Annotated in this window: 18 protein-coding genes and 1 pseudogene; 11 read left to right on the plus strand and 8 right to left on the minus strand. The window is 53.7% G+C overall.

Annotated features, from left to right (window positions below; all coding sequences use genetic code 11):
• Positions 1 to 395: 395 nt before the first annotated feature.
• Entirely contained in the window at positions 396 to 953 is a 558-nt protein-coding gene (locus K2184_RS23605; protein ID WP_163524662.1) for a fimbrial protein, read from the minus strand.
• A gap of 1,473 nt (positions 954 to 2,426) precedes the next feature.
• On the opposite strand from K2184_RS23605, the gene K2184_RS23610 reads away from it, so the two are divergent.
• The 9 genes from K2184_RS23610 to K2184_RS23650 all read left to right on the plus strand — a co-directional run bounded on the left by K2184_RS23610 (position 2,427) and on the right by K2184_RS23650 (position 14,271).
• Positions 2,427 to 3,605: a M20 aminoacylase family protein gene (locus tag K2184_RS23610; protein ID WP_004099935.1), complete on the plus strand. Its 1,179-nt coding sequence runs from the start codon at positions 2,427 to 2,429 to the stop codon at positions 3,603 to 3,605.
• 19 nt (positions 3,606 to 3,624) lie between these two features.
• Complete coding sequence (locus K2184_RS23615) at positions 3,625 to 4,401, plus strand: ABC transporter substrate-binding protein (protein ID WP_004099939.1); 777 nt, start codon at positions 3,625 to 3,627, stop codon at positions 4,399 to 4,401.
• A gap of 131 nt (positions 4,402 to 4,532) precedes the next feature.
• Positions 4,533 to 5,486, plus strand: a complete 954-nt coding sequence (locus tag K2184_RS23620) for an aldo/keto reductase (protein WP_163524664.1) — start codon at positions 4,533 to 4,535, stop codon at positions 5,484 to 5,486.
• Positions 5,487 to 5,827: 341 nt separating this feature from the next.
• Positions 5,828 to 6,910, plus strand: a complete 1,083-nt coding sequence (locus K2184_RS23625; protein ID WP_163524666.1) for a YncE family protein — start codon at positions 5,828 to 5,830, stop codon at positions 6,908 to 6,910.
• Between the two features lie 57 nt (positions 6,911 to 6,967).
• Positions 6,968 to 9,169, plus strand: coding sequence for a TonB-dependent receptor (locus K2184_RS23630; protein WP_064396889.1), 2,202 nt, complete (start codon positions 6,968 to 6,970; stop codon positions 9,167 to 9,169).
• Between the two features lie 140 nt (positions 9,170 to 9,309).
• Positions 9,310 to 10,686 carry a phenylalanine transporter gene (gene pheP, locus K2184_RS23635; protein WP_004099947.1) on the plus strand — a complete coding sequence of 459 codons (1,377 nt, stop codon included), beginning with the start codon at positions 9,310 to 9,312 and terminating at the stop codon, positions 10,684 to 10,686.
• 150 nt (positions 10,687 to 10,836) lie between these two features.
• Positions 10,837 to 12,078, plus strand: coding sequence for an MFS transporter (locus K2184_RS23640; protein ID WP_163524668.1), 1,242 nt, complete (start codon positions 10,837 to 10,839; stop codon positions 12,076 to 12,078).
• A gap of 16 nt (positions 12,079 to 12,094) precedes the next feature.
• Positions 12,095 to 13,123 (plus strand): sugar phosphate isomerase/epimerase family protein, encoded by a 1,029-nt coding sequence (locus K2184_RS23645; protein ID WP_064344983.1) that lies wholly within the window; start codon positions 12,095 to 12,097, stop codon positions 13,121 to 13,123.
• Positions 13,120 to 14,271, plus strand: a complete 1,152-nt coding sequence (locus K2184_RS23650; protein WP_163524670.1) for a Gfo/Idh/MocA family protein — start codon at positions 13,120 to 13,122, stop codon at positions 14,269 to 14,271. The genes K2184_RS23645 and K2184_RS23650 overlap by 4 nt, the downstream gene beginning before the upstream one ends.
• 36 nt (positions 14,272 to 14,307) lie before the next feature.
• Here the strand turns inward: K2184_RS23650 and K2184_RS23655 are convergent, their stop codons facing one another.
• Positions 14,308 to 14,724: an Exc2 family lipoprotein gene (locus K2184_RS23655; protein WP_004099955.1), complete on the minus strand. Its 417-nt coding sequence runs from the start codon at positions 14,722 to 14,724 to the stop codon at positions 14,308 to 14,310.
• Between the two features lie 127 nt (positions 14,725 to 14,851).
• Positions 14,852 to 15,601, minus strand: coding sequence for an SDR family NAD(P)-dependent oxidoreductase (locus K2184_RS23660; RefSeq protein WP_004099957.1), 750 nt, complete (start codon positions 15,599 to 15,601; stop codon positions 14,852 to 14,854).
• A gap of 180 nt (positions 15,602 to 15,781) precedes the next feature.
• Here K2184_RS23660 and K2184_RS23665 point away from each other — a divergent pair, with 180 nt between their 5' ends.
• Positions 15,782 to 16,711: a LysR family transcriptional regulator gene (locus tag K2184_RS23665; RefSeq protein WP_163524672.1), complete on the plus strand. Its 930-nt coding sequence runs from the start codon at positions 15,782 to 15,784 to the stop codon at positions 16,709 to 16,711.
• 258 nt (positions 16,712 to 16,969) lie between these two features.
• Positions 16,970 to 17,666, plus strand: a pseudogene (locus K2184_RS23670) (helix-turn-helix transcriptional regulator).
• Positions 17,667 to 17,672: 6 nt separating this feature from the next.
• On the opposite strand, the gene K2184_RS23675 reads toward K2184_RS23670, so the two are convergent.
• From K2184_RS23675 to ecpA, 5 genes are all read right to left on the minus strand, one after another.
• Positions 17,673 to 18,356 (minus strand): fimbria/pilus periplasmic chaperone, encoded by a 684-nt coding sequence (locus tag K2184_RS23675; protein WP_142478329.1) that lies wholly within the window; start codon positions 18,354 to 18,356, stop codon positions 17,673 to 17,675.
• Complete coding sequence (locus K2184_RS23680; RefSeq protein WP_017146415.1) at positions 18,353 to 19,972, minus strand: hypothetical protein; 1,620 nt, start codon at positions 19,970 to 19,972, stop codon at positions 18,353 to 18,355. Before K2184_RS23680 ends, K2184_RS23675 begins: the two co-directional genes overlap by 4 nt.
• Entirely contained in the window at positions 19,962 to 22,499 is a 2,538-nt protein-coding gene (locus K2184_RS23685; protein ID WP_032727917.1) for a TcfC E-set like domain-containing protein, read from the minus strand. The genes K2184_RS23680 and K2184_RS23685 overlap by 11 nt, the downstream gene beginning before the upstream one ends.
• Before the next feature lie 8 nt (positions 22,500 to 22,507).
• Entirely contained in the window at positions 22,508 to 23,185 is a 678-nt protein-coding gene (locus K2184_RS23690; protein WP_017146413.1) for a hypothetical protein, read from the minus strand.
• A 64-nt stretch (positions 23,186 to 23,249) separates the two neighbouring features.
• Positions 23,250 to 23,828 (minus strand): common pilus major fimbrillin subunit EcpA, encoded by a 579-nt coding sequence (ecpA, locus tag K2184_RS23695; protein WP_017146412.1) that lies wholly within the window; start codon positions 23,826 to 23,828, stop codon positions 23,250 to 23,252.
• Between the last annotated feature and the right edge of the window lie 55 nt (positions 23,829 to 23,883).

Below are 23,883 nucleotides of genomic sequence, written 5' to 3' on the forward strand. Positions count from 1 at the left end.
GTCTGACGGCGCTTAGTGCTGAATTCACTATCGGCGAAGGTGAGTTGATGGCTCATGATGTCCCTCTGGGATGCGCTCCGGATGAATATGATGATCTCATATCAGGAACTTGTTCGCACCTTCCCTAGCCTGAGCTGGATAAATAATACGCGTCCCGGTCATCACTACGCTAGCACAGACATGATGACTCAGGCATAAAAGAAGCATTGCTACTAATGAGAAATAAATGCGCATCCTTCGCTTTCCTGTATTAAATTAGTACCCTAAGTCTGAGTTTAATTTGCTGCCAGAAGAGATATGTTTGGCATCGCAGCGAAATCTATCGCACACGATACAAAGAAACCGGGTGAAAACTCTGGCTGGACGAGAATGTCTCGCCAGCCAGAGCTGCGCAATTAGAAGTAGCTCAGCGTATATTCGGCTACAGAGGTAATTTTACCCGGGGTAGCGCCTGTCGCTTTAACGACATAATAACGTGCACCGAACTCGTAGCTTGCTTCAGTTTTGGTTGCTTTCAGTACCAGTCCGTTAACAGCCGTTGGGCCAGAGAGCACTACCGGATTTGAACCATCGCTTGAAGCCGTTAGCTGAATACCAAATCCGACGGCGGCATTGCTGGTTGCGCGGTTGCCCAGAACGCCGGAGCCGGTATCCACATCATAGCCAAGGAATTTCGTGGCGATGTTAATATCGGTCGCCGGCGCAGTACAATCGCTGATAGAGACGGTGAATGGGGTCAGTCCAGCCGTTTGTCCATTGGCAAGGGTAGGGCCGAAGTCAGTTGTGGCTACGGTAGGCAGCATGACGACAGAGCTGGTTTGCCCGTTAATGCTGACAGAACAGGTCTGGTCGGTGACTTCCCCTTGAAAGGTAACGGTTGGGGTAGCAAAAGCTGCACAAGGCAACATACCGAAAGCAGCGATAATTGCTATCTTCTTGAACTGATTAGTCATTTGTATATCCTTATCTAATTTTCAAAACAGGCCTCGTGATACGAGGCGTTATTACATCAACTGGCTATTCGCCTGGCTATGTAGGCCTTTCAACGCACTATTTAATAAATTTCTTTATCTCTATATTGCGGTCTTTATCAGGAGCATTAACAGAAAGTGCGTCCATGTAATATTCACGCTTCCTGAAGTTACATATTTAATCCTGGTGGTATTTTGTGAAAAGAAAAGCCGCCTCTTTTATAGGATGTTCTGTTGCGGTGATGATCTGTCAGCTTTTTCTTTTCGTTACCGATGCTGTTTGTCGGGCTCTTTGTGCTAACCGTATTGTCATATTTATCATTCCCACGGTTAGAGCTAACGTAATTCTTTAGTACGCCGCACGTCAGTGAATTTATATTTTCAATGTGAAAAGATTATAAAGATGGGAAACCTCCTGGTGCAAGTCAAAAAGGCCTGGGGCTCTTATCTATCCAAGAATATTCCTAAATAAATGTTTTTGCCAATGAGCAAACATTAGCGATGTTGTGGTATTAAACTCTAAGGTTGTGCATGTTCATAGTTGAAAGCTCTGATTTTAGTATGTTTTAAATTGTCTTTAATTCAGGGTTTATATATCTATAAAATAAATGTTCAATTGTGCGGTTATACATTTCATCTATCAAAATCCTGGTCATTACCTCCTGATTGACTGTTTATATTAAATTTGATTTGTTGGGTGTTGTGATATTTTTTGTGTGAATGCTATTTATCTATGGCATATTCGCTTGTCAATACGAGCCCTGGAGGAGGGTACGCCATAGGGAAATAACCCCGCGAAGCGGATTAAAGGCTGATATTGACTTAGTTAATCAAATATAAGTCTTTTACGCTTGTCAGCCTGGCTTTCAAACGGAAGTATATGACTTTAATTATTTATAAAGCGGGATCTCGGCGCGGCTGATGTCTTAACGTCAATGGTTTAAAAAAACTTTGCTGAATGGAATACTGTGACGCTATTTCACATTATGCATGTACGGCATTTTTATGATGGTTTGTCAATTCAGCTCTTTATCTCATGCAGAAGAATGAGCAACTCATCACTGTTTGAGGTTGAGATAGACGATTTTCGGTTACCGAAAACGGGATCGGCATATTCAGCCTCCTGGAGCGACCCGCGGGGCCAGCTTCCGTCTGACTGCTGGTGGGGTGGTTGGAGTAAAATATTCTAGCTAAGCGGTTTGTCAGACGTTTCATGGCGAAATGTTGCTATTTTTATAGTCTTATCTCCTGACGTCGCTGTTAATTTTAGATTATTGAAAAAGAATAACTATATCTAAAGTTATGCCTTGAGCCAGTACCGTGAATTCACAAAATTCATCATTATGAGTAAAGAAGATGATGCCTCCTTCCTCTATCACAAATCCTACTTGCATTAAGCCTCTGACAAGTTAAGTTATTCAAACTGAATATCTCATTTTTTGCCCGGAGACCGGCATGACCGACTGTGTAATTCCCGAAATTAAAGCCACTGAAGAAGAAATGATTGCGATCCGTCATTATTTACACGCCAATCCGGAATTAAGCCTGGAAGAGTTTAATACCAGCGAGCTGGTGGCCGGAAAACTCACCGAGTGGGGCTATACGGTGACCCGCGGGCTGGCGAAAACCGGGGTGGTCGGAACCTTAAGCAAAGGCGATTCTCCGCGCACTATCGGCCTGCGCGCCGACATGGACGCGCTGCCGATTTTCGAAGCGACCGATCTCCCGTGGGCTAGCACCGTTGCCGGGAAAATGCACGCCTGCGGCCATGATGGTCATACCACCATTCTGCTGGCGGCGGCGAAGTATATCGCCTCTCCGGCCTGTCAGTTCAACGGCACGGTTCACCTGATATTCCAGCCTGCCGAAGAAGCTATCGGCGGCGCGGATTTAATGATTAAAGACGGCCTGTTTGAGCGCTTTCCCTGCGAGCGCATCTTCGGCCTGCACAATATGCCGGGCCTGCCGGTAGGGAAAGTTGGCTTTTACGCCGGTAATTTTATGGCCTCGGCGGATACGGTAAAAATTACCATTACCGGCTACGGCGGCCACGGCGCGCACCCCGAGCGCACCGTCGATCCGATTGTCACCGGCGCGGCGCTGGTGATGAATCTGCAAAGCATCGTTGCGCGTAACGTACCGCCGGGCGAAACCGCGGTAGTGAGCGTCGGCACTTTCCAGGCGGGCATTGCATCGAACGTCATTCCGGAGAACGTGGTGATGGAGCTGAGCGTGCGGGCGATGAAGCCGGAAATCCGCGACCTGCTGATTAAACGTATCAAGGAGCTTGCTGATTTTACCGCCAAAAGCTACGGCGCCAGCAGCGAGGTAGAGGTCTTTGACTCTTATCCGGTACTGACCAACAGCGTTGAAGAGACCGAATTCGCCAAAGCGCTGGCGCTGGAAGTCTTTGGCGAGGAGGGCGTGCTGGAATCCATCTCGCCGATGAACGCCAGCGAAGATTTTGCCTTTATGCTCCAGCAGCGCCCCGGCTGCTACTTCCTGCTGGGCAATGGCGAGAAAGGCGGGAAGGGCAGCTGTATGGTGCATAACCCTGGCTATGACTTTAATGACGATATTATTTCCACCGGCGCGACGCTGTTTGCCCGGTTAGTTGAAACACACTGCCGTTGATCTCTGGAGTCCATAAATAATGAAAAAATCTCTTCTGCTGTGGGTCGCGCTGATGGCCTCAACCTCAGCCCTGGCCGCAGAAAATAAGGAAATTCGCTTTGGCGTCGACCCGACCTTCGCGCCGTTTGAATGGAAAGATCCGCAGGGTAAGCTGCAGGGTTTTGATATTGACCTCGGCAACGCGATTTGCGCACAGCTGCAGGCGAAGTGCGTGTGGGTGGAAAGCAATTTCGACGGTATTATCCCGGCGCTGAAGGCGCGTAAGTTCGATGCGATCCTCTCCGGCATGTATATGACCGAGAAACGCAAAGAGCAGATTGGCTTTAGCGACAAGCTGTACAACGGCCCGGTATTCCTTGTCGCGCGTAAAAACAGCCTGGCCGGAAACACCGTCGAGCAGTTGAAAGGCAAAACCATCGGCGTCGAGCAGGGATCGGCGCAGGAGACTTACGTTAATCAGCACTGGCGTCCGGCAGGAATCAATATCGTCGCCTATCAGGGGGCGGATCGCGTGGTTCAGGATCTGGAGTCCGGGCGTATTGACGGCGCGGTGCTTTCCGGCATGATGGCTGACTACAGCTTCCTGCAGCAGCCGCAGGGGAAAGATTTTGCCTTCGTTGGCGGACACCTGAAGGACGACAAGCTGTTCGGCGCCGGCGCGGCGATTGGCCTCCGCAAAGAGGACGATGCTCTGCGCCAGGAGATTAACGGCGCGATTGCCACTATTCTTGCCGACGGCACTTATAAAAAGCTCGCCGGGAAATATTTTAGCTTTGACGTCTATTCCGGGACATAATGTTGTTATGCATTCAGCGGGCGCGGAAAGCCCGCTTCTAGCTTCCTTTTCTTACTATCCCGTAATTGTCCTTTTCTGGCCCTCACGGCGTTCCGAAGGATACTGAATATAAGCGATAAGGAGTGAACGGCATGATCACACGTCCCCTGGGCAAAACTGGATTTTCCATCGCCCCGCTGGTGTTTGGCGGTAACGTTTTTGGCTGGACCACCGATGAAAAAACCAGTTTTGCCATTCTTGATGCGTTTATAGACCACGGCTTCGATGCTATCGACACGGCGGATGTCTACTCCCGCTGGGCGGATGGCAACCGGGGCGGCGAGTCTGAAACCATTATCGGCCGCTGGCTACAGGCGCGGCCAGGCATGCGCGAGAAGGTGAAGATCTTCACCAAAGTGGGTTCCGATTTAGGCCTTCCTGGTCATAAAGGGTTGAAAAAAGCCTGGATCCAGCAGGCGGTAGACGATTCGCTCCGTCGCCTGAACACTGATTATATTGACCTCTATTTTGCCCACTGGCCGGACCCGGAAACGCCGGTTGCCGAAACGCTCGAAGCCTTCCACGCCCTGCAGCAGGCGGGTAAAATCCGCGCGATGGGCGCCTCAAACCTTGACGCGCAGCAGCTGTCGAGCGCGCTGGAGGTGTCGCGTAAAAGCGGCCTGCCGTCCTGGCAGGTACTGCAGCCGGAATATAATCTTTATCATCGCTCGGCTTTTGAAGGCGCGCTCTGCGACTTGTGCGTCAGCCGCGAGATCGGCGTGGTGACCTACTACAGCCTGGCGTCCGGCTTCCTGACCGGTAAATACCGCCAGCAGTCCGATCTGGCGCAAAGCCAGCGCGGCAGCCGCATCGGTAAATACCTTAATCCTCGCGGGCTGCGTATTATTGATACCCTGGATGAGGTCGCGGAGCAAAATGGCGCTAAACCTGCCGAAGTCGCTCTGGCCTGGCTGATGACCCGCGAAGGCGTGACGGCGCCCATCGCCAGCGCCACCAGCATTGCACAAGTAGAGAGCTTTGCCCGCGCCGCCGTGCTGAGCCTGAGTGCGGAACAGCTGGCGCGCCTGGACACCGCCAGCGCGTAGTCATTGAGGCCGGATCCTGTCGGGTCCGGCCCTCTGCCTCTCAGCGTTTTGTCGCGCATTGTTCCTCACCTTCAGCTCATCCCTCTGCGGCAAATCCCTTTCACCGAAAAATGAAACGTTTTTCCATTCGCCAAAAGCCAGGCTTGATTACGATAAGATAATGCGTATAGTTCTCATTCTTCTTCTTGTTTGCGGTTTTGTCAGGAGATAACCTGCGTTCGTCGCGGGCTCACAGGGAAACGGCGAAGGCACAGGATGGGGCTCACAGGCGCAAGACCGGAAACGTTAATTTCGGCGGCGGAGTCACTATCGGATCGTTGATTTTGTTCAGGATTGATCTTATGAAATGCACTCTCCCGGCGCTGGCGCTGGCTATTTCTGCTGTCTTAAGCGGCTGCGCCGCCACCCATACCGTTCCGGCTTCTCAACACGAGGCTGAAAAAAGCGCGGTTACCCCCGCACAGCCGCTGAAGCGCGAGCTGGCGGAGGGGCTGTATGAAATGGCGCTCAGCCCGAAAGGCGATGCGCTATACGTGGCCAGCGCTGAAGGCTTTAAAGATGTGCAGGGCGGGGCGGTCTATAAGCTGGACCCGACGACCCTGAAAACCCTCGGTATGACCCACACAGACCAGAAAAACTTTGCCGTACAGCTTAGTCCGGATGGCAGTACGCTGTACGTGACCAACTCGCTGGACGGCGGCATTCGCGCCATTGATACCGCCAGCGGCAAAGTCAAAAAACGCCTGCTGTTCAGCGAGCGTAACAAAGAGGGATTCCCGTACGGCGCGCGGCAGATCCTGTTGCTCAATAATACGCTTTACGTCGGCGCGGTGGCCGATCCGGCACAAATCTGGGTCGTCGATGCCGACACGCTGAAGCTGAAAACGCGGATTAAAAATACCGGCAAATGGATGACCGGCCTGCACTACTCTGCGCAAACCGGACGTCTCTATGCGGCAAACGGCAGCGGCGAGGTGTTGGTGATTAACCCACGCAACAACCGTATCGAGCAGCGCTGGAAGCCGCTGGGCGCAAAGCCAGCCCTGCTGCTGAATATGGCCGAAGATAGCGCCACCGGCCGCCTGTTCGTCACCGACAACTCGCAAGCGAAAACCACGCTGGTGCTTGATATCCATACCGGTAAGCTGATTAAGCAGCTGGAAGTGGGCGATTCGCTGGCGGTGCAGTTCAATCCAAAGCGCAACGAGATTTATATTTCCCAGCGTGAATCCGGCAAAGTAATCAGCCTGGATGGCAGCAGCTACGCGTTAAAAAAATCATGGGATATTCCGGCTAACCCCAACAGCCTGCTGATCTCCGCCGACGGGCAAACATTGTTTGTCACCGTCAAACAGCCGTTCAATAAAGATCATTCGACGAAAGGGCCGGACAGCGTTGTCCGCATTGACCTGACCGCAAAATAAAAAATCTGGCCCGGCAACGGGCCCCTGGCTTTATTTTCCTATCTATGGGACCAAATTATGCGTAGCTCCTGCTCTCCGGCCTTCCCACTGCGAAAAACGCTGCTGGCGTTAACCGTTGGCGCGATCACCCATTCAGCCGCTGCGGTAGAAAACGACGCCGGCGAACGTCAGAAAAACGAAGAAACCATGGTCGTTCAGGCGACGCCCGACAGCCGCTTTAGAGCCGGCGGCGACCTGGTGGTGCCCGCCTATCTCGACGGCCAGGTCGCCAACGGCGGCCGCCTCGGAATGCTCGGCGAACAAAACGCGATGGACGTTCCGTTCAGCATTATCGGCTATACCTCGAAGCTGATTCAGGATCAGCAGGCGAAAACCATCACCGACGTAGTGAGTAACGATGCCGGGGTTCAGCCGGTGCAGGGCTACGGTAACTACGCTGAGACCTACCGCATTCGCGGCCTTAAATTTGACGGCGACGATATGACCCTGAGCGGGCTGGCGGGCGTGGTGCCGCGTCAGGTAGTGGATACCGCCATGCTTGAGCGGGTGGAAATTTTTAAAGGCGCCAACGCCCTGCTGAACGGCGCAGCCAGTTCCGGCGTCGGCGGCATGATCAACCTTGAACCCAAGCGCGCGGAAGATATCCCGACCGCTCGCGTGGGCGTGGACTATACCTCAGATTCTCAGGTCGGCGGCTCGCTGGATTTGGGTCGCCGCTTTGGCGATGATAACCAGTTCGGCGCGCGGGTGAACCTGGTGCACCGCGAAGGCGAGACGGCGGTGGAGAGTGATAAACGCAGAACCACGCTGGCTTCTATTGGTCTCGATTATCGCGGCGAACGCATGCGCAGCTCGTTTGACTTTGGCTATCAAAAAAAAACCTTCCACGGCGGCCCGATGGGGATCAACATTTCGGGCGTCGATTTTATTCCGCGCCTGCCGGATAACACCCACAACTACACGCAAAAATGGGCTTACAGCGATATCGAAAATGAGTTTGGTATGCTGAGGATGGAGTACGACATTGTCGATAAATGGACCGCCTATGCCTCTTTAGGCGCGCAGCACGCCCATGAAATCGGCTTATATAGCGCGTCGAAGCTCATCGACCGGGCGGGCAACGCCACGGCGGGGCGCCTGGATACCAACCGCTATATTGATACCGCCAGCGGTATGGCCGGTGTACGCGGCGAGTTCGCCACCGGTTTTGTATCGCACAAAGTCAACGTCGGCTATTCGGCGAAAACCCAAAACGATAAAACCGCATGGCGGATGTCGAAGGCGGCGGATAACCCGCTGGTGAATATCTACGATACTCAGCAGGTTGCGCCTCCGGCCTATTCTTCATCCGACGGTAATTATTACGATCCGCTGACCAGCGGCCGTACCCGTTCCCAGGGCTGGCTGCTGAGCGACACCCTCGGCGTGCTGGATGATACGCTACTGTTCACCGCTGGCGCGCGTCATCAAAAAGTGGTGGTACGTAACTACAACAAAACCACCGGCCTGCAAAGCGATGCGTATGACGACAGCCGCTGGATGCCAACCTATGGAGTGGTCTACAAGCCGTGGCAGGTTATCTCTCTATACGCCAACCATACCGAAGCCCTGCAGCCGGGCAGCAACGCGCCGAACTCCGCCGCCAACTATGGCGAAAGCGTCGGAATTATTCACTCCAAACAGAACGAAGTCGGGATGAAGGCGGATTTTGGCCGCATTGGCGGCTCGCTGGCGCTGTTTGAAATTAAAATGCCGTCGGCATTCCTCGATAGCCAGAAACGCTATGGCCTTAACGGCGAGCAGCGTAATCGCGGCGTGGAATTTAACGTCTTCGGCGAACCGCTGTACGGTCTGCGCCTTAACGCCAGCGCGACCTGGCTGAAAGCCGAACTGTCGAAAACCAAGGATGGTATCAACGACGGTAAAACAGCGATCGGCGTACCGGGGTTCTACGCGGTGCTTGGGGCAGAGTATGACATCAAGCCCATCGACGGCCTGACCGCCACCGCGCGCCTCAACCATTCCGGTTCGCAGTATGCCGACCAGGCGAATAGCAAGAAGATTGATAGCTACACCACCCTTGATCTCGGCGTGCGCTATCGCCTCGCGCTTAATGAAAATCAGAACCAGATGACGGTGCGTGCGGGGGTGGATAACGTGACGGATGAGAACTACTGGTCCGGCGCGGATGACAGCGGAACCTATCTGTTCCGTGGCGAACCACGGACGTTCAAGGTTTCGGTCGGCTACGAGTTCTAAGCAAAACGCTGGGGCGGGCAGGGCTGCTCGCCCCTTGTGATAAATCAATGAACGTATGAAGCCAGGGCATCTGCGGCTTGAAGTATGACGGGGATAAGTGTTACAAGGTGCCCCTTCATATAAACACACAGGGGATCGACGTGAAAGACGCGTCAACGCCGTCGGATGCCGTAGAGGAAAGCGGCCCGACGCTTCACCGCGGTTTACAGAACCGACATATTCAGCTTATCGCCCTTGGCGGCGCCATCGGTACCGGCCTGTTTCTCGGCATCGGGCCAGCCATTCAAATGGCGGGACCGGCCGTACTGCTCGGCTATGCCGTCGCCGGCATCATCGCATTTCTGATCATGCGCCAGCTTGGCGAAATGGTCGTCGAAGAACCGGTTTCTGGTTCCTTTGCCCACTTTGCTTATAAGTACTGGGGGCCGTTCGCCGGCTTTCTTTCCGGCTGGAACTACTGGGTAATGTTCGTGCTGGTCGGGATGGCGGAACTGACCGCCGCCGGGATCTATATGCAGTACTGGCTGCCGGACGTGCCGACGTGGATCTGGGCCGCCGCTTTTTTCATCATTATCAACGCCGTCAACCTGGTGAACGTGCGTCTGTACGGTGAAGCGGAGTTCTGGTTTGCGCTGATCAAGGTGCTGGCGATTATCGGCATGATCGGCTTTGGCCTGTGGATGCTGTTCGGCGGCCACGGCGGCAGCAAAGCGGGCATTGATAATCTGTGGAAACACGGCGGTTTCTTCGCCACCGGCTGGCACGGCCTGATCATGTCGCTGGCGGTCATTATGTTTTCCTTCGGCGGGCTGGAGCTCATCGGCATTACCGCGGCGGAAGCCCACAATCCGGAAAAGAGCATCCCGAAAGCGGTTAACCAGGTGGTATACCGTATCCTGCTGTTTTATATCGGCTCGCTGGTGGTTCTGCTGGCGCTCTATCCGTGGGTGGAAATTAAATCCGACAGCAGCCCGTTCGTGATGATCTTTCATAATCTGGACAGTAACGTGGTGGCTTCAGCGCTAAACTTCGTTATTCTGGTAGCGTCGCTGTCGGTCTATAACAGCGGCGTTTATTCCAATAGCCGGATGCTGTTCGGACTGTCGGTACAGGGTAATGCGCCGAAGTTTCTCGCCCGCGTCAGCAAGCGCGGCGTGCCGGTTAACTCCCTGCTGCTATCGGGAGTCATTACTTCGCTGGTGGTGCTGCTTAACTACCTGCTGCCGCAAAAAGCTCTCGGTCTGCTGATGGCGCTGGTGGTAGCGACGCTGCTGCTGAACTGGATTATGATCTGTCTGGCGCACCTGAAGTTCCGCGCCGCCCAGCGGCGCAAAGGGCGCGAATCGAAGTTTAAAGCCCTGTTGTCGCCCGCCAGCAACTATATCTGTATCGCCTTTCTTGGGCTGATCCTGGTGCTGATGTGCACGATTGACGGTATGCGCCTGTCGGCGATTCTGCTGCCGGTCTGGATCCTGTTCCTGTTTGTGGCCTTTAAAACCCTGCGCCGTTCGGCGTAGGGCGATCGCCCCGTCGTCCGGCGGGGCATTATCTCTTTTTATTGTGATCTTCTTCGCGCTTAGCGTATTTTGCCCGCGATCTTCTTTTTGTAATCGATTACTTTTTATTTGAGCGTATTTGTAATCGATTACTTTTTGAGGGCGGTCGAAATGGTCACAACAACCGAAGGTCGTGAAACACCCCGCGTAGCCCACCGTTTTCTGGTGCCGCGGCTGTCGTTAATGATGTTTATGCAGTTTTTTATCTGGGGAAGCTGGTCGGTGACGCTGGGGTTGGTGATGACCCGCTATGAGATGTCGCTGCTGATTGGCGATGCCTTCTCCGCCGGGCCGATTGCCTCTATTCTCTCACCGTTTGTGCTGGGGATGCTGGTCGATCGCTTTTTCGCTTCGCAGAAGGTGATGGCGGTGATGCATCTGGCCGGTGCGGTTATTCTGTGGTTTGTCCCGCAGGCGCTGGTGGCGCAAAACGGCGCGCTGCTGATCGGCCTGCTGTTCGGCTATACCCTGTGCTATATGCCGACGCTGGCGCTGACCAACAATATCGCTTTCCACAGCCTGGCGAACGTCGATAAAACCTTCCCGGTGGTGCGCGTCTTCGGCACTATCGGCTGGATCATCGCCGGTATCTTTATCGGCGTCACCGGTATCTCCGATACCACCGGCATTTTTACCCTGGCGGCGCTCTGCTCGGTGGCGCTGGCCGTTTATAGTCTGACGCTGCCGCATACGCCGGCTCCGGCGAAGGGGACGCCGGTACAGTTTCGCGACCTGCTGTGCGCCGACGCTTTCGCGCTGCTAAAAACGCGCCACTTCCTCATTTTCTCCCTCTGCGCGACGCTGATTTCGATTCCGCTCGGGACCTACTACGCCTACACCGCCTCTTATCTGGCGGATGCCGGGGTGGCGGACGTCAGCACCGCGATGTCTTTCGGTCAGATGTCAGAAATCTTCTTTATGCTGGTGATCCCGCTGCTGTTCCGCCGCCTGGGGGTTAAATACATGCTGCTGATCGGCATGGCGGCGTGGTTCGTACGCTACGCCTTCTTTGCCCTTGGCGTCAGCGAAGAGGGGCGGTTCCTGCTCTATCTGGGCATCCTGCTGCACGGCGTCTGCTACGACTTTTTCTTTGTAGTCGGCTTTATTTGTACCGATCGCGTGGCCGGTGAGAAGGTCAAAGGCCAGGCGCAGAGCATGATTGTTATGTTCACCTATGGCATCGGTATGCTGCTGGGATCGCAGATCTCCGGCGCGCTGTATAACCATCTGGTCGCCGGCCAGAGCGTGCCGCAGGCGTGGGTGACCTTCTGGTGGATCCCGGCGGTGGCCGCTGCGGTTATCGCGCTGATTTTCCTTTTCTCTTTCCAGTACAACGAGAAAGAGCAGCGTTAATTTTTCAGGAGGTGGTATGAAAACCATTAAAGGACCGGGCATTTTTCTGGCGCAGTTTATCGGCCCGCAGGCGCCGTTTAATACCCTGGAGGGCGTGGCGCAGTGGGCCGCAGGTTTGGGCTATCAGGCATTGCAGATCCCCTGCAATCATCCGGCGATTTTCGACGTTGAACGCGCCGCCGCAAGTCAGAGCTACTGCGATGAGGTGAGCGGCATACTGGCGGAACAGGGCCTGGCGATCAGCGAGCTGTCCACTCATCTTGAGGGACAGCTGGTGGCCGTCCATCCGGCTTATGATAAGGCCTTTGACGCGTTTGCGCCCGCCGCGCTGCGCGGTAACCCGCAGGCGCGCCAGCAGTGGGCGGTCGAGAAAGTGCGCCAGGCGGCGGTGGCCTCGGCGCGTCTGGGGCTGAAGGCGCACGCCACCTTTTCCGGCGCGCTGGCGTGGCCTTATTTTTATCCGTGGCCGCCGCATAATCAGCCGCTTCTCGATGAGGCCTTCGATGAACTGGCCCGGCGCTGGCGACCGCTGCTGGACGTTTTTGACGAGCAGGGCGTGGATGTCTGCTACGAAATCCATCCCGGCGAAGACCTGCATGATGGCGTGACATTTGAGCGTTTCCTGCAGCGGGTCGATAACCATCCGCGCTGCAATATGCTCTATGACCCCAGCCATCTACATCTTCAGCAGATGGACTACCTGGGTTACATCGATATCTATCATTCGCGGATCAAAGCGTTTCACGTCAAAGATGCCGAATTCCGCCGCAGCGGGCGCACTGGGGTCTACGGCGGCTATCAGAACTGGCAGCAGCGAGCGGGGCGTTTTCGTTCGCTGGGCGACGGGCAGATCGATTTCAAAACGATTTTCAGCAAGCTCACAGAATATGATTTTGACGGCTGGGCGGTGCTGGAGTGGGAGTGCTGCCTGAAGGATGCGGAGGTTGGTGCGCGCGAAGGCAGCGAGTTTATCCGCCGCCATATCATCCCGGTCTCCGGGCGGGCGTTTGATGATTTTGCCGCAGGCAAGGAGGGAGGAGAATGATTCAGGTCGGCATTATTGGCTCCGGGTTTATCGGGCCGGCGCATCTGGAAGCGCTGCGTCGGGTAGGCGACATCGAGGTGGTGGCATTGTGCGACGGTTCGCTGGAAGTGGCGCAGCAGAAGGCGCGCCAGCTCAACGTGGCGCACGCCTACGGTAGCGTCGAGGCGCTGCTGGCGCATCCCGGATTGCAGGTGGTGCATAACTGTACGCCGAACCACCTGCATGCGCGGATTAACCGACAGATCCTCTCCGCCGGTCTGCACGTTTTTTCAGAAAAACCGCTCTGCATGACCATCGAGGAGGCCCGCGAGCTGGTGGCGCTGGCGGAAAGCGCCGGGGTGGTTCATGGGGTCAGCTTTGTGTATCGCCAGTTTGCCATGGTGCAGCAGGCGGCGGCGATGATGCGCAACGGCGACGTCGGGAGGCTGTTTGCGGCGCACGGCAGCTATTTGCAGGACTGGATGCTGCTGGAGAGTGACTATAACTGGCGCGTGGATTCGGCGCAGGGCGGGGCCTCGCGGGCGATGGCCGACATTGGTTCCCACTGGTGCGATACGGTGCAGTTTATGACCGGCCGACGCATTGTGGAGGTGATGGCGGATCTGTCTATCGTCTGGCCGACGCGCCAGGTGCCCGTGGCCGGCGACGCGACGTTCAGCCAGCATCGCGATGGTACCGCGTATGAAGCGCGGCCCGTCGATACCGAAGATTTGGGGTCGGTCCTGTTTCGCTTCGACGATGGCAGCAAGGGGAGCTTTATCGTTTCGCAGGTCAGCGCCGGGAGAAAAAACGGCCTGACGGTGGAGATCGGCGGCAGCCGCTGTTCGCTGGCCTGGGATCAGGAGGTGCCGCAGCGGCTGTGGATTGGTCATCGCCAGCGGCCAAACCAACTGCTCAGCGACGATCCGAGTCTGATGCTCGGCGAGGCCGCCGCCAGCGCCCATTTCCCCGGCGGGCATAATGAAGGCTGGCCCGATGCGTTTAAAAATATGATGCTGAGCTTTTATCAGGTGGTGCGCGCCGGTCGAATGCCGCCGGCATCGTCGCGGCGTTTCGCTTCGTTCTACGAGGGGGCGGACGTGATGTACATCATTGCGGCGATAGTGAAAAGCCATCAGCAGCAGCGCTGGGTGAAGGTGGAAAGATAGCAGAAGGCGCGGTGCGCATTTCGCGCACCCGCTGTGTTATTTCACGCCAAAATAGCCATCAAGATACGTCCCGGCCAGTTCGTTACCGAACAATACGGCATCCTTATTTTCCATTTCGTTGTCCCATTTATCGCTGGCGTTACCGGTGAACGCGTGCTGGGTTTTTGTGCCCTCAGCCACCTGCTGCCTGATAGCGTCGGCGGTACGACGGGCATCGCTTTCGCTCATTCCCGATTTTTTGTCCTGCTGGCCACGGGCATAGATTTCGGTAAAGGTCGGCAGATTTAAGCGGTAGTTTTCCTGACGGTTAGTGGCGAAGTTACCGCCGACGAAATCGTTGCGGTGTGAGACAAAATAGTAAGCGTGGCGTTCCGGTGAAGATTTTGAGGAGGTACAACCGGAAAGGGCGGTGAGCGAACAGCCGAGCGCGATAAGCGCTATTTGAAGTTTCATTGATATCATCATCCATAATTATTAGAACAGGTACACCGATCATTCGGCTACAGAACAAAACGGCTAATTATAGATGCACGGTAGCACCTGAAGACCTATGAATCCAAGGGTCTTCAGGCAGCATTTTTTAGATCTGCGCCAGCCCGCCATCAACGTAGATTTCAGCGGCGTTAATAAAGCTCGCGTCGTCTGACGCCAGAAAAGCGACGGTTTTAGCGACCTCCTCGGGCTCGCCAATGCGGCCCAGCGGGACGTCGGCGGCCAGCATATCAAAGAGTCCCTGGCGCTGCTCTTCCGCGACAAGTCCTCCCAGGCCGGGCGTACGGACGGGCCCCGGGCTGACCACATTCACGCGGATACCGCGCGCCTTCAGGTCCAGCGCCCATGAGCGGGCCAGGTTACGCACGGCGGCCTTACTGGCGCTGTACACGCTGAAGTTCGCGGTGCCTTTCACCGCCGCGGTCGAGCCGGTAAGGATGATGGAAGCCCCCTGGGTCAACAGCGGCAAGGACTTCTGGACGGTGAACAGCACGCCGCGCACGTTGGTAGCGAAAATGCGATCGAAGTGCTCTTCCGTTATGGCGCCCAGCGGCATCATATCGCCGCCGCCCGCATTGGCAAAAAGCACATCCAGTCGCCCTGATTCACTGGCAATGGTCGAAAACACCCTATCGAGGTCGCTTAATATCGAGGCATCGGCGCGGATCCCGCTGGCGGCGGGACCGATTAACGCGACCGCCGCATCAAGCTCTTCCTGACGGCGACCGGTGATATAGACCGTCGCTCCCTGCGAGGCCAGCTCCCGGGCTGATGCCAGGCCGATACCCGAGGTGCCGCCGGTGACTAACGCGATTTTTGCCGAAAGTTTTTTACTCATGGTGCACTTCCTTAACTAAAGTATGAATATGCCAATTGAGTCATCCACTTACCGTGACCACCTGGCGACTGAGTACGGGAGTCACTCTACCGTCAGCCACGGATGCAAAAAACGGAGTAATGTGAAAAACACTCTTCACACTGGTGAATAATCAGCGGCTCTTATCAGGAAAAATGAATAATGGATCGGTTTTCAGCCCTTAAAGTTTTTACGCGCGTTGTCGAAGTCAACAGTTTTACCCGGGCCGCAGACTCCCTGAATATGCCTAATGCCACCCTGAGTAAAGCGATTCAACAGCTTGAATCGCATCTTGGCGTGTGCTTGCTGCAGCGCACGACCCGACGCATTACCGTCACGCCGGAAGGGCGTGAATACTATGAAAAAGCGGTGCGGATTCTGAAAGAACTGGATGAGGTGGATGCCTCATTTCGCGCTGCCCGCAATAAACCAAAAGGGCATCTGCGCGTCGCGGTAGGCGGCTCCACCGCTCGCGACGTGCTGATCCCGCTGTTGGCTGATTTTATGGCAACCTATCCGGATATTCGTATCGACCTGGCGGTTGCCGACAGCCCCTCGGACCTTATCAGCGGCAATATCGACTGCGCGATCAGAGGAGGTCCGCTGGACGACTCGACCCTAATCGCGCGCAAAATCGGCGAAGCGACGATCGTGACCTGCGCCACGCCGGGCTATTTCAGGCTTTATGGTGTTCCCGCGTATCCCGATGAGTTGAAGAACGGACATCGGCTGGTCGGCTATTTATCTCCCGCCAGCGGAAGAGCCTTCCCGTTCCGCTTTCTGGCTAACGGCATCGCGCAAGAGATCAAAACGGAACATCACCTTGGCGTAAATGAGAGCAACGCGCATATTGCGGCAGCGGAGGCTGGGCTGGGGATTGTTCAGACCTTCTCATATTCGCTGAGAAATGCGCTGGCGAACGGATTACTGGTGGAAATATTGAATAAATGGCGTCCGGCTCCTTATCCCTTTCATGTGGTTTATGCGCAGAATCGCCATGTCACATCCCGGCTGCGCGTATTTATCGACTGGCTGGCGGAGACATTCCCGGCGGCGGTGAAGGGGTCATTGCCCACAAGAACCAAAGAATGATGATAGCCTGCGAATTTTATGTATTGCGTGATGATAAATTAAGTCACAAAAAATATTATGCTCGCTTCGACTAAGGGAATCAGGTCAGATATGTTTTGATATATATTATATGATATAGTTAAATTATATGGAGATTCTATTAAAATATTTAATAGGATCTGTTAACGTTATTTTCCTTACGGTCTGGAAGTATAAATTAGTCTTTTGTTTTCTATATTTATAGTAAATATAATAGCGGCAGGGGTTTTTGTTTATAGTATGTTTGATATTCCATCTGTATCTTTTGGAAAATATTTTTAGCCACTCAAGAGGTAAGCGTAATGCCGGCAGGTGACCATGAGATTAAATGTATGGCGTGTGGTTTAAACTGCCCTATTGAAGCGGAAGATAAAATGGAGCGATCCCTTTGCGGAGAGAGGAAATTTTCTGTATGGCCAGATAAAAACTATTATTTTAAGCGAGCGGTTAATGATTTGGTTTTCCGTGAAATTACCTGTTTCTGCCTGAAGGAATGGTGGTGGTGGATTTCTCCCTCGACAATATTTTGTATTTTCTGCATGAGGAGTGGGCTGAAAAACTGCAGGAGACCGGGCTGAAAGTTATTTTACTCGCGGATAAGAGTATGCTACCCATGGCTAATTTTTGGATGCTGCGCTCCGGATTATTATGGTCGGTGGTGGAAGTCAACGATAGCTTAAGCAGCTTAATCAAGAAAATAAAACGCATCATGCTGGGGCGAAATCTTCGCTGCCGGCGCACACCGTCGCTGACGGAGCATGAAATGAAGACGCTGCGCCTGCTGGCGGACGGGCACTCCAGTCAGGATATCGCCCGCATCATGGCGTGCGATACCCGCAGCGTCTACCGCTTTCAATACTCTTTATGCAAAAAGTTTGGCGGGCTCAACCGCCTGCGCGAGCTGCGCTTCAGGCATAATATCCCCGCTCTGGATTAGCGGCGGTTAGCCCGGCGAATTCATAAAACAGCCCTTGCCTAACTGATGATAGCGGCCTAATGCGACAATATATTTCCTGTTGCTATTCTTCGCCTCGGGGCCTGTCCAGCTCTCCCCTGGCAGCATATAAAATTGCGTTGAACTTTCATCGTCACCATTGCAGCCTTTCTGCAGAATGACTCTAAAATAGGTATTGCCAGTATTTTTAATGGTGCCTGTGGCTTCATTAATTTCATACTGGAATCGCGTCTTACGCGGGCGCACGATGAGGATGGTGCTCATAGACACTGAGGGAACGACATCCATTTGTTTCTGATCCTGACGCCAGGGGAAAATCGTAACCGGGGTTTCCTTAAAGATTACCCGATAATATCTCTCAACAGCATCTTTAGGCCCACGGTAATAGAGTTTAAAATATTCCTGGCCATTCGCCTGTACCGTGAACTTCAGCGGCGACCAGACCAGATCTTTATCCTGGCCTGGAACAGGTCTTTCATCTCCGTTGCCCGGTCGGGAGATTTTATAAGCCGATATGGTATACAAATTGTTGTTTTTTGTATCATTGACTATTGGCCGGGAGATAAAATCTTTACTGCCATCCATATCATAGATAATAGAGTCAAAGTACACCGCGGAAGCGGGCTGAATACACAGCCCGCATAATCCGATGACAAGGATATTTTTCATCATCCCCCCCGCTCGACGCCAATCCACGTGGCGGTCACTTTTACATCGCCGGTGGCGCTGACGGTCCCCATCCAGTCATGACCATTGGTGGTGAATTGTGAATGTGGGTCATCCATCGGAAACAGCAGTTTCAGCGTGGTGGTAAAAAAGAAACCATCGTTGACGTTGGCGTTCCAGGCCGTCTGTACCCAAACGGCGTTGGTCATATCGACAGGATCTTCGCCGCAGCTGTTGCGGACTTTTACCGCTTTACCGGTAGCGGATGTCCATTCGAGGTAGGCCGGGACCGGCACTTTTAGCGTCTCGTCCGCTGAGGTAAACAGGCAGAACGGCAAACCATACATGTTGACGGAGTCGCCAATCACCTGGGCGGTAATACTGTCGGCCTGACGCGACGCGGAGGTGGTGACTTTATATTCAAAGGTGATGGGCTCTTCGCTACCAATCTTGCCGGATGCTTGTGGATGCGAACGCCCGTCGCTGGCAACAATGCTGATGCCGTATTCCCGCGGGATGATGTTAATTAATGTTGATGGCGTGAACTGATAATAACCCGATTGTGGGGTGACGGAGTTATCAAAATAGAAGGTAAACAGAGCATCCTTGTTGGTTAAATCCGTTCCTGCCTTGAGGACTTTTTGGAAAAAGGCGTTGGACAGGAATACGTACACGTACTCGCCTGACGGTTTGAAAACCTTGTTATAGGTGCTGACCGTACCAAAATTGGTCCAGCTTGCCCCATCACCGCTGTACTTTACGTCAGACGTAGAAGGAGAAAATCCCAGCATCGCCGTGTCAATCACCATCCGGAAATCAAGTAAGGTGGTGAGAGTTTTAGTCTCCTGAAAATTGTAAGACACCATTTTACAGATGATCCCCGAAGCGCTCCCGACCACACCCATTTGACACAAATCCGAGCCGAGGTTGACGCTTGGCGTGCCATCGCTGGCAATCCACACTTCTGCCAGAGCACCGGTACTGTTTAACTTCAGATGCGAGACCTTTTCGAGGTTGAACGTGTAGTAGCGCCATGTTCCCCCGCTGGGGAGATCTTTACAGCGAACGCCGGAGGCAAAGTCATAATCGGTATTGGTATTCATGTAGCAAAGATTAAGCTGCAAAGAATCGATGGTCCCCACCGGCCGATCGCGAAAATACTCATAGGCCGACTGGCTTAGCGCTCCCGCACCGTAGTAACCGTTTGCTACGGTGTTGCCGGACATCGCGTGATAGAAGCCGTCTTTATCGATGACATCGGGAGTAATATAGCCAGACGCCGGGCAGTTTGCGCCCGTAGACATGCAGCGGATCCCGAGAAACGGCTGGTTAATGGGTGAATTCTCGATCCACAGGTCGAAGTAGCGGTTGGCGTAAGCCCATCCTACGTAGGTTATATATCCCAGACTACGCTGGTTAGTCGGATATTTTGTCCAGACGTTGGCTCCGGTGAAGCGCGGGTCGAGGGAGCTGGTGGTGATGAAATATTCGTCATCGACATCATTGTCGATAAACATATAGGTGTTGCTGCCGCTCCCGCTGCTGCTTGCGGTGAGCGCCATAGCCGGCGCGGCCAGTAGCCAGCCGGCCAGCAGCATGATGGCCTGGGGTTTAATAGACATTCTTAACATCTCCAGTCACTGATGCCGTTTGTTGTTGGATCTCACAAGGGATCTCACCGACCCATACGGCGCCTTTCGCCTCTGTCAGATCCAGATCCACTTCGCAGATGCCGCCGAATTTATCCACCAGGGTGATCACCGGGAAGCGCTTATCGACGTCCATGGCGAACTCACCGAGTTCGTCGGTGCGCGTTTTACCAATGTGGTTATGAATATCGGCGTTGGCGTAGTATCCGCCGCGGCGATCTTTCACCCGGCCAAAGACGGTGACCAGCTGTTTGACTTCCGGGTTAATCACGCTGACGTTGCCGGGGTAGAGCACCACTTTGTTACGACGACCGTTAACGATGTCGACGCTGTCTTCCGAATTTTTGTCGTTCATCAGCTCCACCTTATATTCCGCGTAGGGCGGAAGACTGATGAAATTGCTTTTGCCGGTCAGCGGGTAGTTCTGGCCGTTGATCTGCGCCATCATCCGGCCCTTGCCGCTGAAATTGGTATTCACCACCAGGCCTGCGGTTTGGGTACCTTTTCCGGCATAGATATTTTTTTGCGTCCAGGCCACGCTGCCCTGCGAACTCAGGCTGTAGTTTGAACTGTGCTGCGATGAGCGGCTGACGGAGACGGTGCCAGCGTTATATTTGGTGTCATAGCTGACGTAACCATTGGCGGCGTAATCGTCGGAACGATAGCGACTATCGTCATTTTTATTCTGTTTAATCTGTTTCGAAACCGACGCCCCCACCTGGGTAATGGCGCGGTTGTCGAAGCTTTTGCGCAGCGTGGCGTTCGCCAGCATGTTTCCGTTCTGGCTGGACACTCCGGTGCTGAGCCAGGTGGAGAAGGGGATAGAGACATCAATATTGACGTACTTATCGCGCAGATTTTCATGGTTGTTGTACTGATAGTTCTGAATACCGGCGCGTAGCGTGACGGTTGCGTAGCGATTAGCTAACAAGGATTGATCGTAATCGACGTTGGTATAGGTGCTCCCGGTATATTTGTTATTGGTGCGGCTGACGCTCAGCGTACCGAGGAACGGCGCAATTTTGCGCAGGTTAGCGTTGGCGCCGACGGTCACATAGTCGTTTTGCTGCATCGGTAGCGCGTTACCGATGGAACTGTACTGGCGCGACCCCCACAGGTTGCCATACCCGTCCGGTAAACTCATGTTGAAGGTGGAGGTACTCTGCCAGCTGCCGTCGGTAGCGAGCAGCCCCTGCTGGTTAAAGCTGAACGCGTTGTTGAAAATCACGTTCGCTTCCGTTTCATTGACACCGTTATTGTCAAAACCGTAGAGCGTGGTTTTCAGATTCACGCCGGAAAGCCAGGGTTGGCTGGTTGCAGCGGCGACCCCGGCAATCCACGTATTCCGTGTGCCATAATTGATGTTGTAGTTGTGGCGATAGTCCATCTTGTTGTATTCGAGGCTGCCCGCGAAGGTTTGCCATGAGAGATCGCCGGTAACGCTGGATTTTCGAGCGAACGTTTTATTGATGTTCGCCGTCCGGCTGCTGACCACGCGCCCGTTAACGACCACCTGTATATCAACGTTGTAGATACCAAACGGCAGGCGCGACGTATCGAGCTCGTAGCTGCCCATCGAGAAGTTTTGAATGCTGAGCAGTTTACCGTCACGGTACACGTGCACTTCACCGGCGGCCGGGAGGAACACCGTGACGGGCACCAGGGCAAGCGTGTTGTCCTGCGTTTGTGAACTGCTTTTATTGCCATAGCTGATGCCGTAAATGCGGCTGGAGTTCAGGGCGCTCATGCTGGCGATCGATTGCAGATTCCAGGTATCCACCATCCCCATGGCGAAGCGGCGTCCCTGATAGTCACGTTCGTACATCGAGCGATACAATTTGCTCTGCTGGTTGCTGGTACCTATACCGTAGAGGGAACCGTTAAAGTTCAGATGGTGCTCGCGCAGCGACCAGGTATTGTCCAGCGTCAGATAGCTGCTGGCGTTATCGGTATTCTCATATTTATTGTAATAGCTCCCCATCGAGTAATTCAGCACGCTCGAGAGATTCTGAGCAGTGGATTCCCCAAGCATGTTGGTACGCGGCAAAATAGCGGCCTGCATGGCTGCCCGGTTAACCGTCAGCTCAAGATAAAAGGAACGCGTATCGAGTGAAAGCGAGGCGTCTTTGTTGATATAAACGCGCTGACCGTCGCCGATGCTTTTGTCCTGCATCTCGTTAATCAGCGATTTTATCTGCGGCGATAATTCAGTTCGCTCAGGGAGATCGCTGAGGGCGATCTGGTTCAGGCGAAACTCATTATCCTTGATGGTAAGGATGGCATCAGCGATTTTTTGCTGGCTGCGTTGGGTACTATTATCGCCTTCATAACGAATAAAAACAGGGACCGACATGCCCTGATATAACGCGTTAGCAAATACCGAAGGAATAACATAGTTACTGACTTTGACTGGCGCTGTAGCATTAGCTGCCCAACCCTGGTTTACCGTAATTAATAACCCAGCGAACAACGTCCCTTTGACATAACCAAGATTATCCATAATATTACTCAGTTTACATTTATATATTGCTCACCGTGCCATATTCCAATTCGCGTTTTTTTGTTGGTGAGATCGGTATGCTTTATTTTTACGCTGATACCAGGCATGACATAATAGCGTTCACGACAGCCTTGCCCCTCATCCTTCGCTTTATCACGACAGGGTCCGTAGGAGATAACGCGGAATGAAGCGTTACCGGTATTGGTTACCGTGTCATTATCTCGACGATAGTCGAATCTTTCTTCGCGCGGCGCGACCACCAGAATGGTACCAATAATGGCAGAGGTCGTTGCCTCACCCTGTTTTTTCTTTTTACTGGCTTCAAACTCGGTCACCGGCTCATCGGTCCAGGATATGCGGTAATAACGCTCCTGATTATCCTGTGGCCCTTTGTAAAAAAAACGAAAGTTCTCTTTCGCATTTCCGGGTAATATCAGACTGGCTGGCGTTGACAATAATTCCGATCTGCTCGCCATCGGGATAACCTTGCCGCCGGCCATCGGCGATGAGATACGCTCCACGTTGACGCTAACGTAACGCGCCGTATCGGTAGTATTAATGATTTCTTTTGCCAGCGTCGAGGCATCCGGCCCCATTATTGAGGTGACGTCTCCGACGTTTATTGCATGGGAGGAGGGCGTCACGGTGAATAAGAAGAGAGAGAGTAATAATGGATTCAGTTTCATGGCGCATCCTTATAAGGAGGCCAAAGCCTCCTTGTCATACCGGACAGGTGTTGGCTACACCTGATTAGATAGTCCATTCCGCGTTGAACTGAACGCGAACGTCGCCGCTCCAGTAACCGTCGGTTAAATCTTTGAACTCAGCGGCGGTGCTGCCGTCAGAAGTCGCGGAGTCGATAGTGAAATCGAAGTTACCCTGGGTGCTGACGCGATCGGCGCCTGCGAAGGCGGTGGCGACTGCCAGCGCATCCAGACCCGCGGAGATGTTGTTGCCCGCATCAATCATCGTTACCGGCGTGGTTTTGTTCAGCGCGTTGCCGTTCCAGCTCACACCAACGGCCAGAGTAGAGGCGTCAGTGGTACGGCTCAGGGTGTTGCTGACGATTTGAGAGGTCAGCGTGAAGTCAGTCGCGCCAGACTGGCCCTGGATGGTGATGTCAAAAGCGCCTTTCTGGGCGTTAAACGCTTTAATCCCTTCAGCGTACTGGAAGTTCAGGGATTTCAGCGGAGTGACAACCAGCGCGCTGGTGGTGTCTTTAGTTGCGCTAGCATCCCAGCTGGCAGTGGCGGAAGTGGTCACGTTAGCCATTGCATTGGTAGAGATAAGAGCCGCAGCCACAACACCCGCTAATACGATTTTTTTCATTTTAAATTTCCTGAGAATAATTAAGTTAGTTCCATTTATGGAGTTATTGCTGTAA

Source organism: Klebsiella sp. K5-306 (assembly GCF_051835185.1).
Taxonomy (GTDB): Bacteria; Pseudomonadota; Gammaproteobacteria; order Enterobacterales; family Enterobacteriaceae; genus Klebsiella; species Klebsiella oxytoca.

Excerpts from the sequence above, each read along its gene's own strand:
- K2184_RS23605 (WP_163524662.1), bottom strand. The coding sequence starts at position 953 with ATGACTAATCAGTTCAAGAAGATAGCAATTATCGCTGCTTTCGGTATG.
- K2184_RS23610 (WP_004099935.1), top strand. The coding sequence starts at position 2,427 with ATGACCGACTGTGTAATTCCCGAAATTAAAGCCACTGAAGAAGAAATG.
- K2184_RS23615 (WP_004099939.1), top strand. The coding sequence starts at position 3,625 with ATGAAAAAATCTCTTCTGCTGTGGGTCGCGCTGATGGCCTCAACCTCA.
- K2184_RS23620 (WP_163524664.1), top strand. The coding sequence starts at position 4,533 with ATGATCACACGTCCCCTGGGCAAAACTGGATTTTCCATCGCCCCGCTG.
- K2184_RS23625 (WP_163524666.1), top strand. The coding sequence starts at position 5,828 with ATGAAATGCACTCTCCCGGCGCTGGCGCTGGCTATTTCTGCTGTCTTA.
- K2184_RS23630 (WP_064396889.1), top strand. The coding sequence starts at position 6,968 with ATGCGTAGCTCCTGCTCTCCGGCCTTCCCACTGCGAAAAACGCTGCTG.
- K2184_RS23640 (WP_163524668.1), top strand. The coding sequence starts at position 10,837 with ATGGTCACAACAACCGAAGGTCGTGAAACACCCCGCGTAGCCCACCGT.
- K2184_RS23645 (WP_064344983.1), top strand. The coding sequence starts at position 12,095 with ATGAAAACCATTAAAGGACCGGGCATTTTTCTGGCGCAGTTTATCGGC.
- K2184_RS23650 (WP_163524670.1), top strand. The coding sequence starts at position 13,120 with ATGATTCAGGTCGGCATTATTGGCTCCGGGTTTATCGGGCCGGCGCAT.
- K2184_RS23655 (WP_004099955.1), bottom strand. The coding sequence starts at position 14,724 with ATGAAACTTCAAATAGCGCTTATCGCGCTCGGCTGTTCGCTCACCGCC.
- K2184_RS23660 (WP_004099957.1), bottom strand. The coding sequence starts at position 15,601 with ATGAGTAAAAAACTTTCGGCAAAAATCGCGTTAGTCACCGGCGGCACC.
- K2184_RS23665 (WP_163524672.1), top strand. The coding sequence starts at position 15,782 with ATGGATCGGTTTTCAGCCCTTAAAGTTTTTACGCGCGTTGTCGAAGTC.
- K2184_RS23675 (WP_142478329.1), bottom strand. The coding sequence starts at position 18,356 with ATGATGAAAAATATCCTTGTCATCGGATTATGCGGGCTGTGTATTCAG.
- K2184_RS23680 (WP_017146415.1), bottom strand. The coding sequence starts at position 19,972 with ATGTCTATTAAACCCCAGGCCATCATGCTGCTGGCCGGCTGGCTACTG.
- K2184_RS23685 (WP_032727917.1), bottom strand. The coding sequence starts at position 22,499 with ATGGATAATCTTGGTTATGTCAAAGGGACGTTGTTCGCTGGGTTATTA.
- K2184_RS23690 (WP_017146413.1), bottom strand. The coding sequence starts at position 23,185 with ATGAAACTGAATCCATTATTACTCTCTCTCTTCTTATTCACCGTGACG.
- ecpA (WP_017146412.1), bottom strand. The coding sequence starts at position 23,828 with ATGAAAAAAATCGTATTAGCGGGTGTTGTGGCTGCGGCTCTTATCTCT.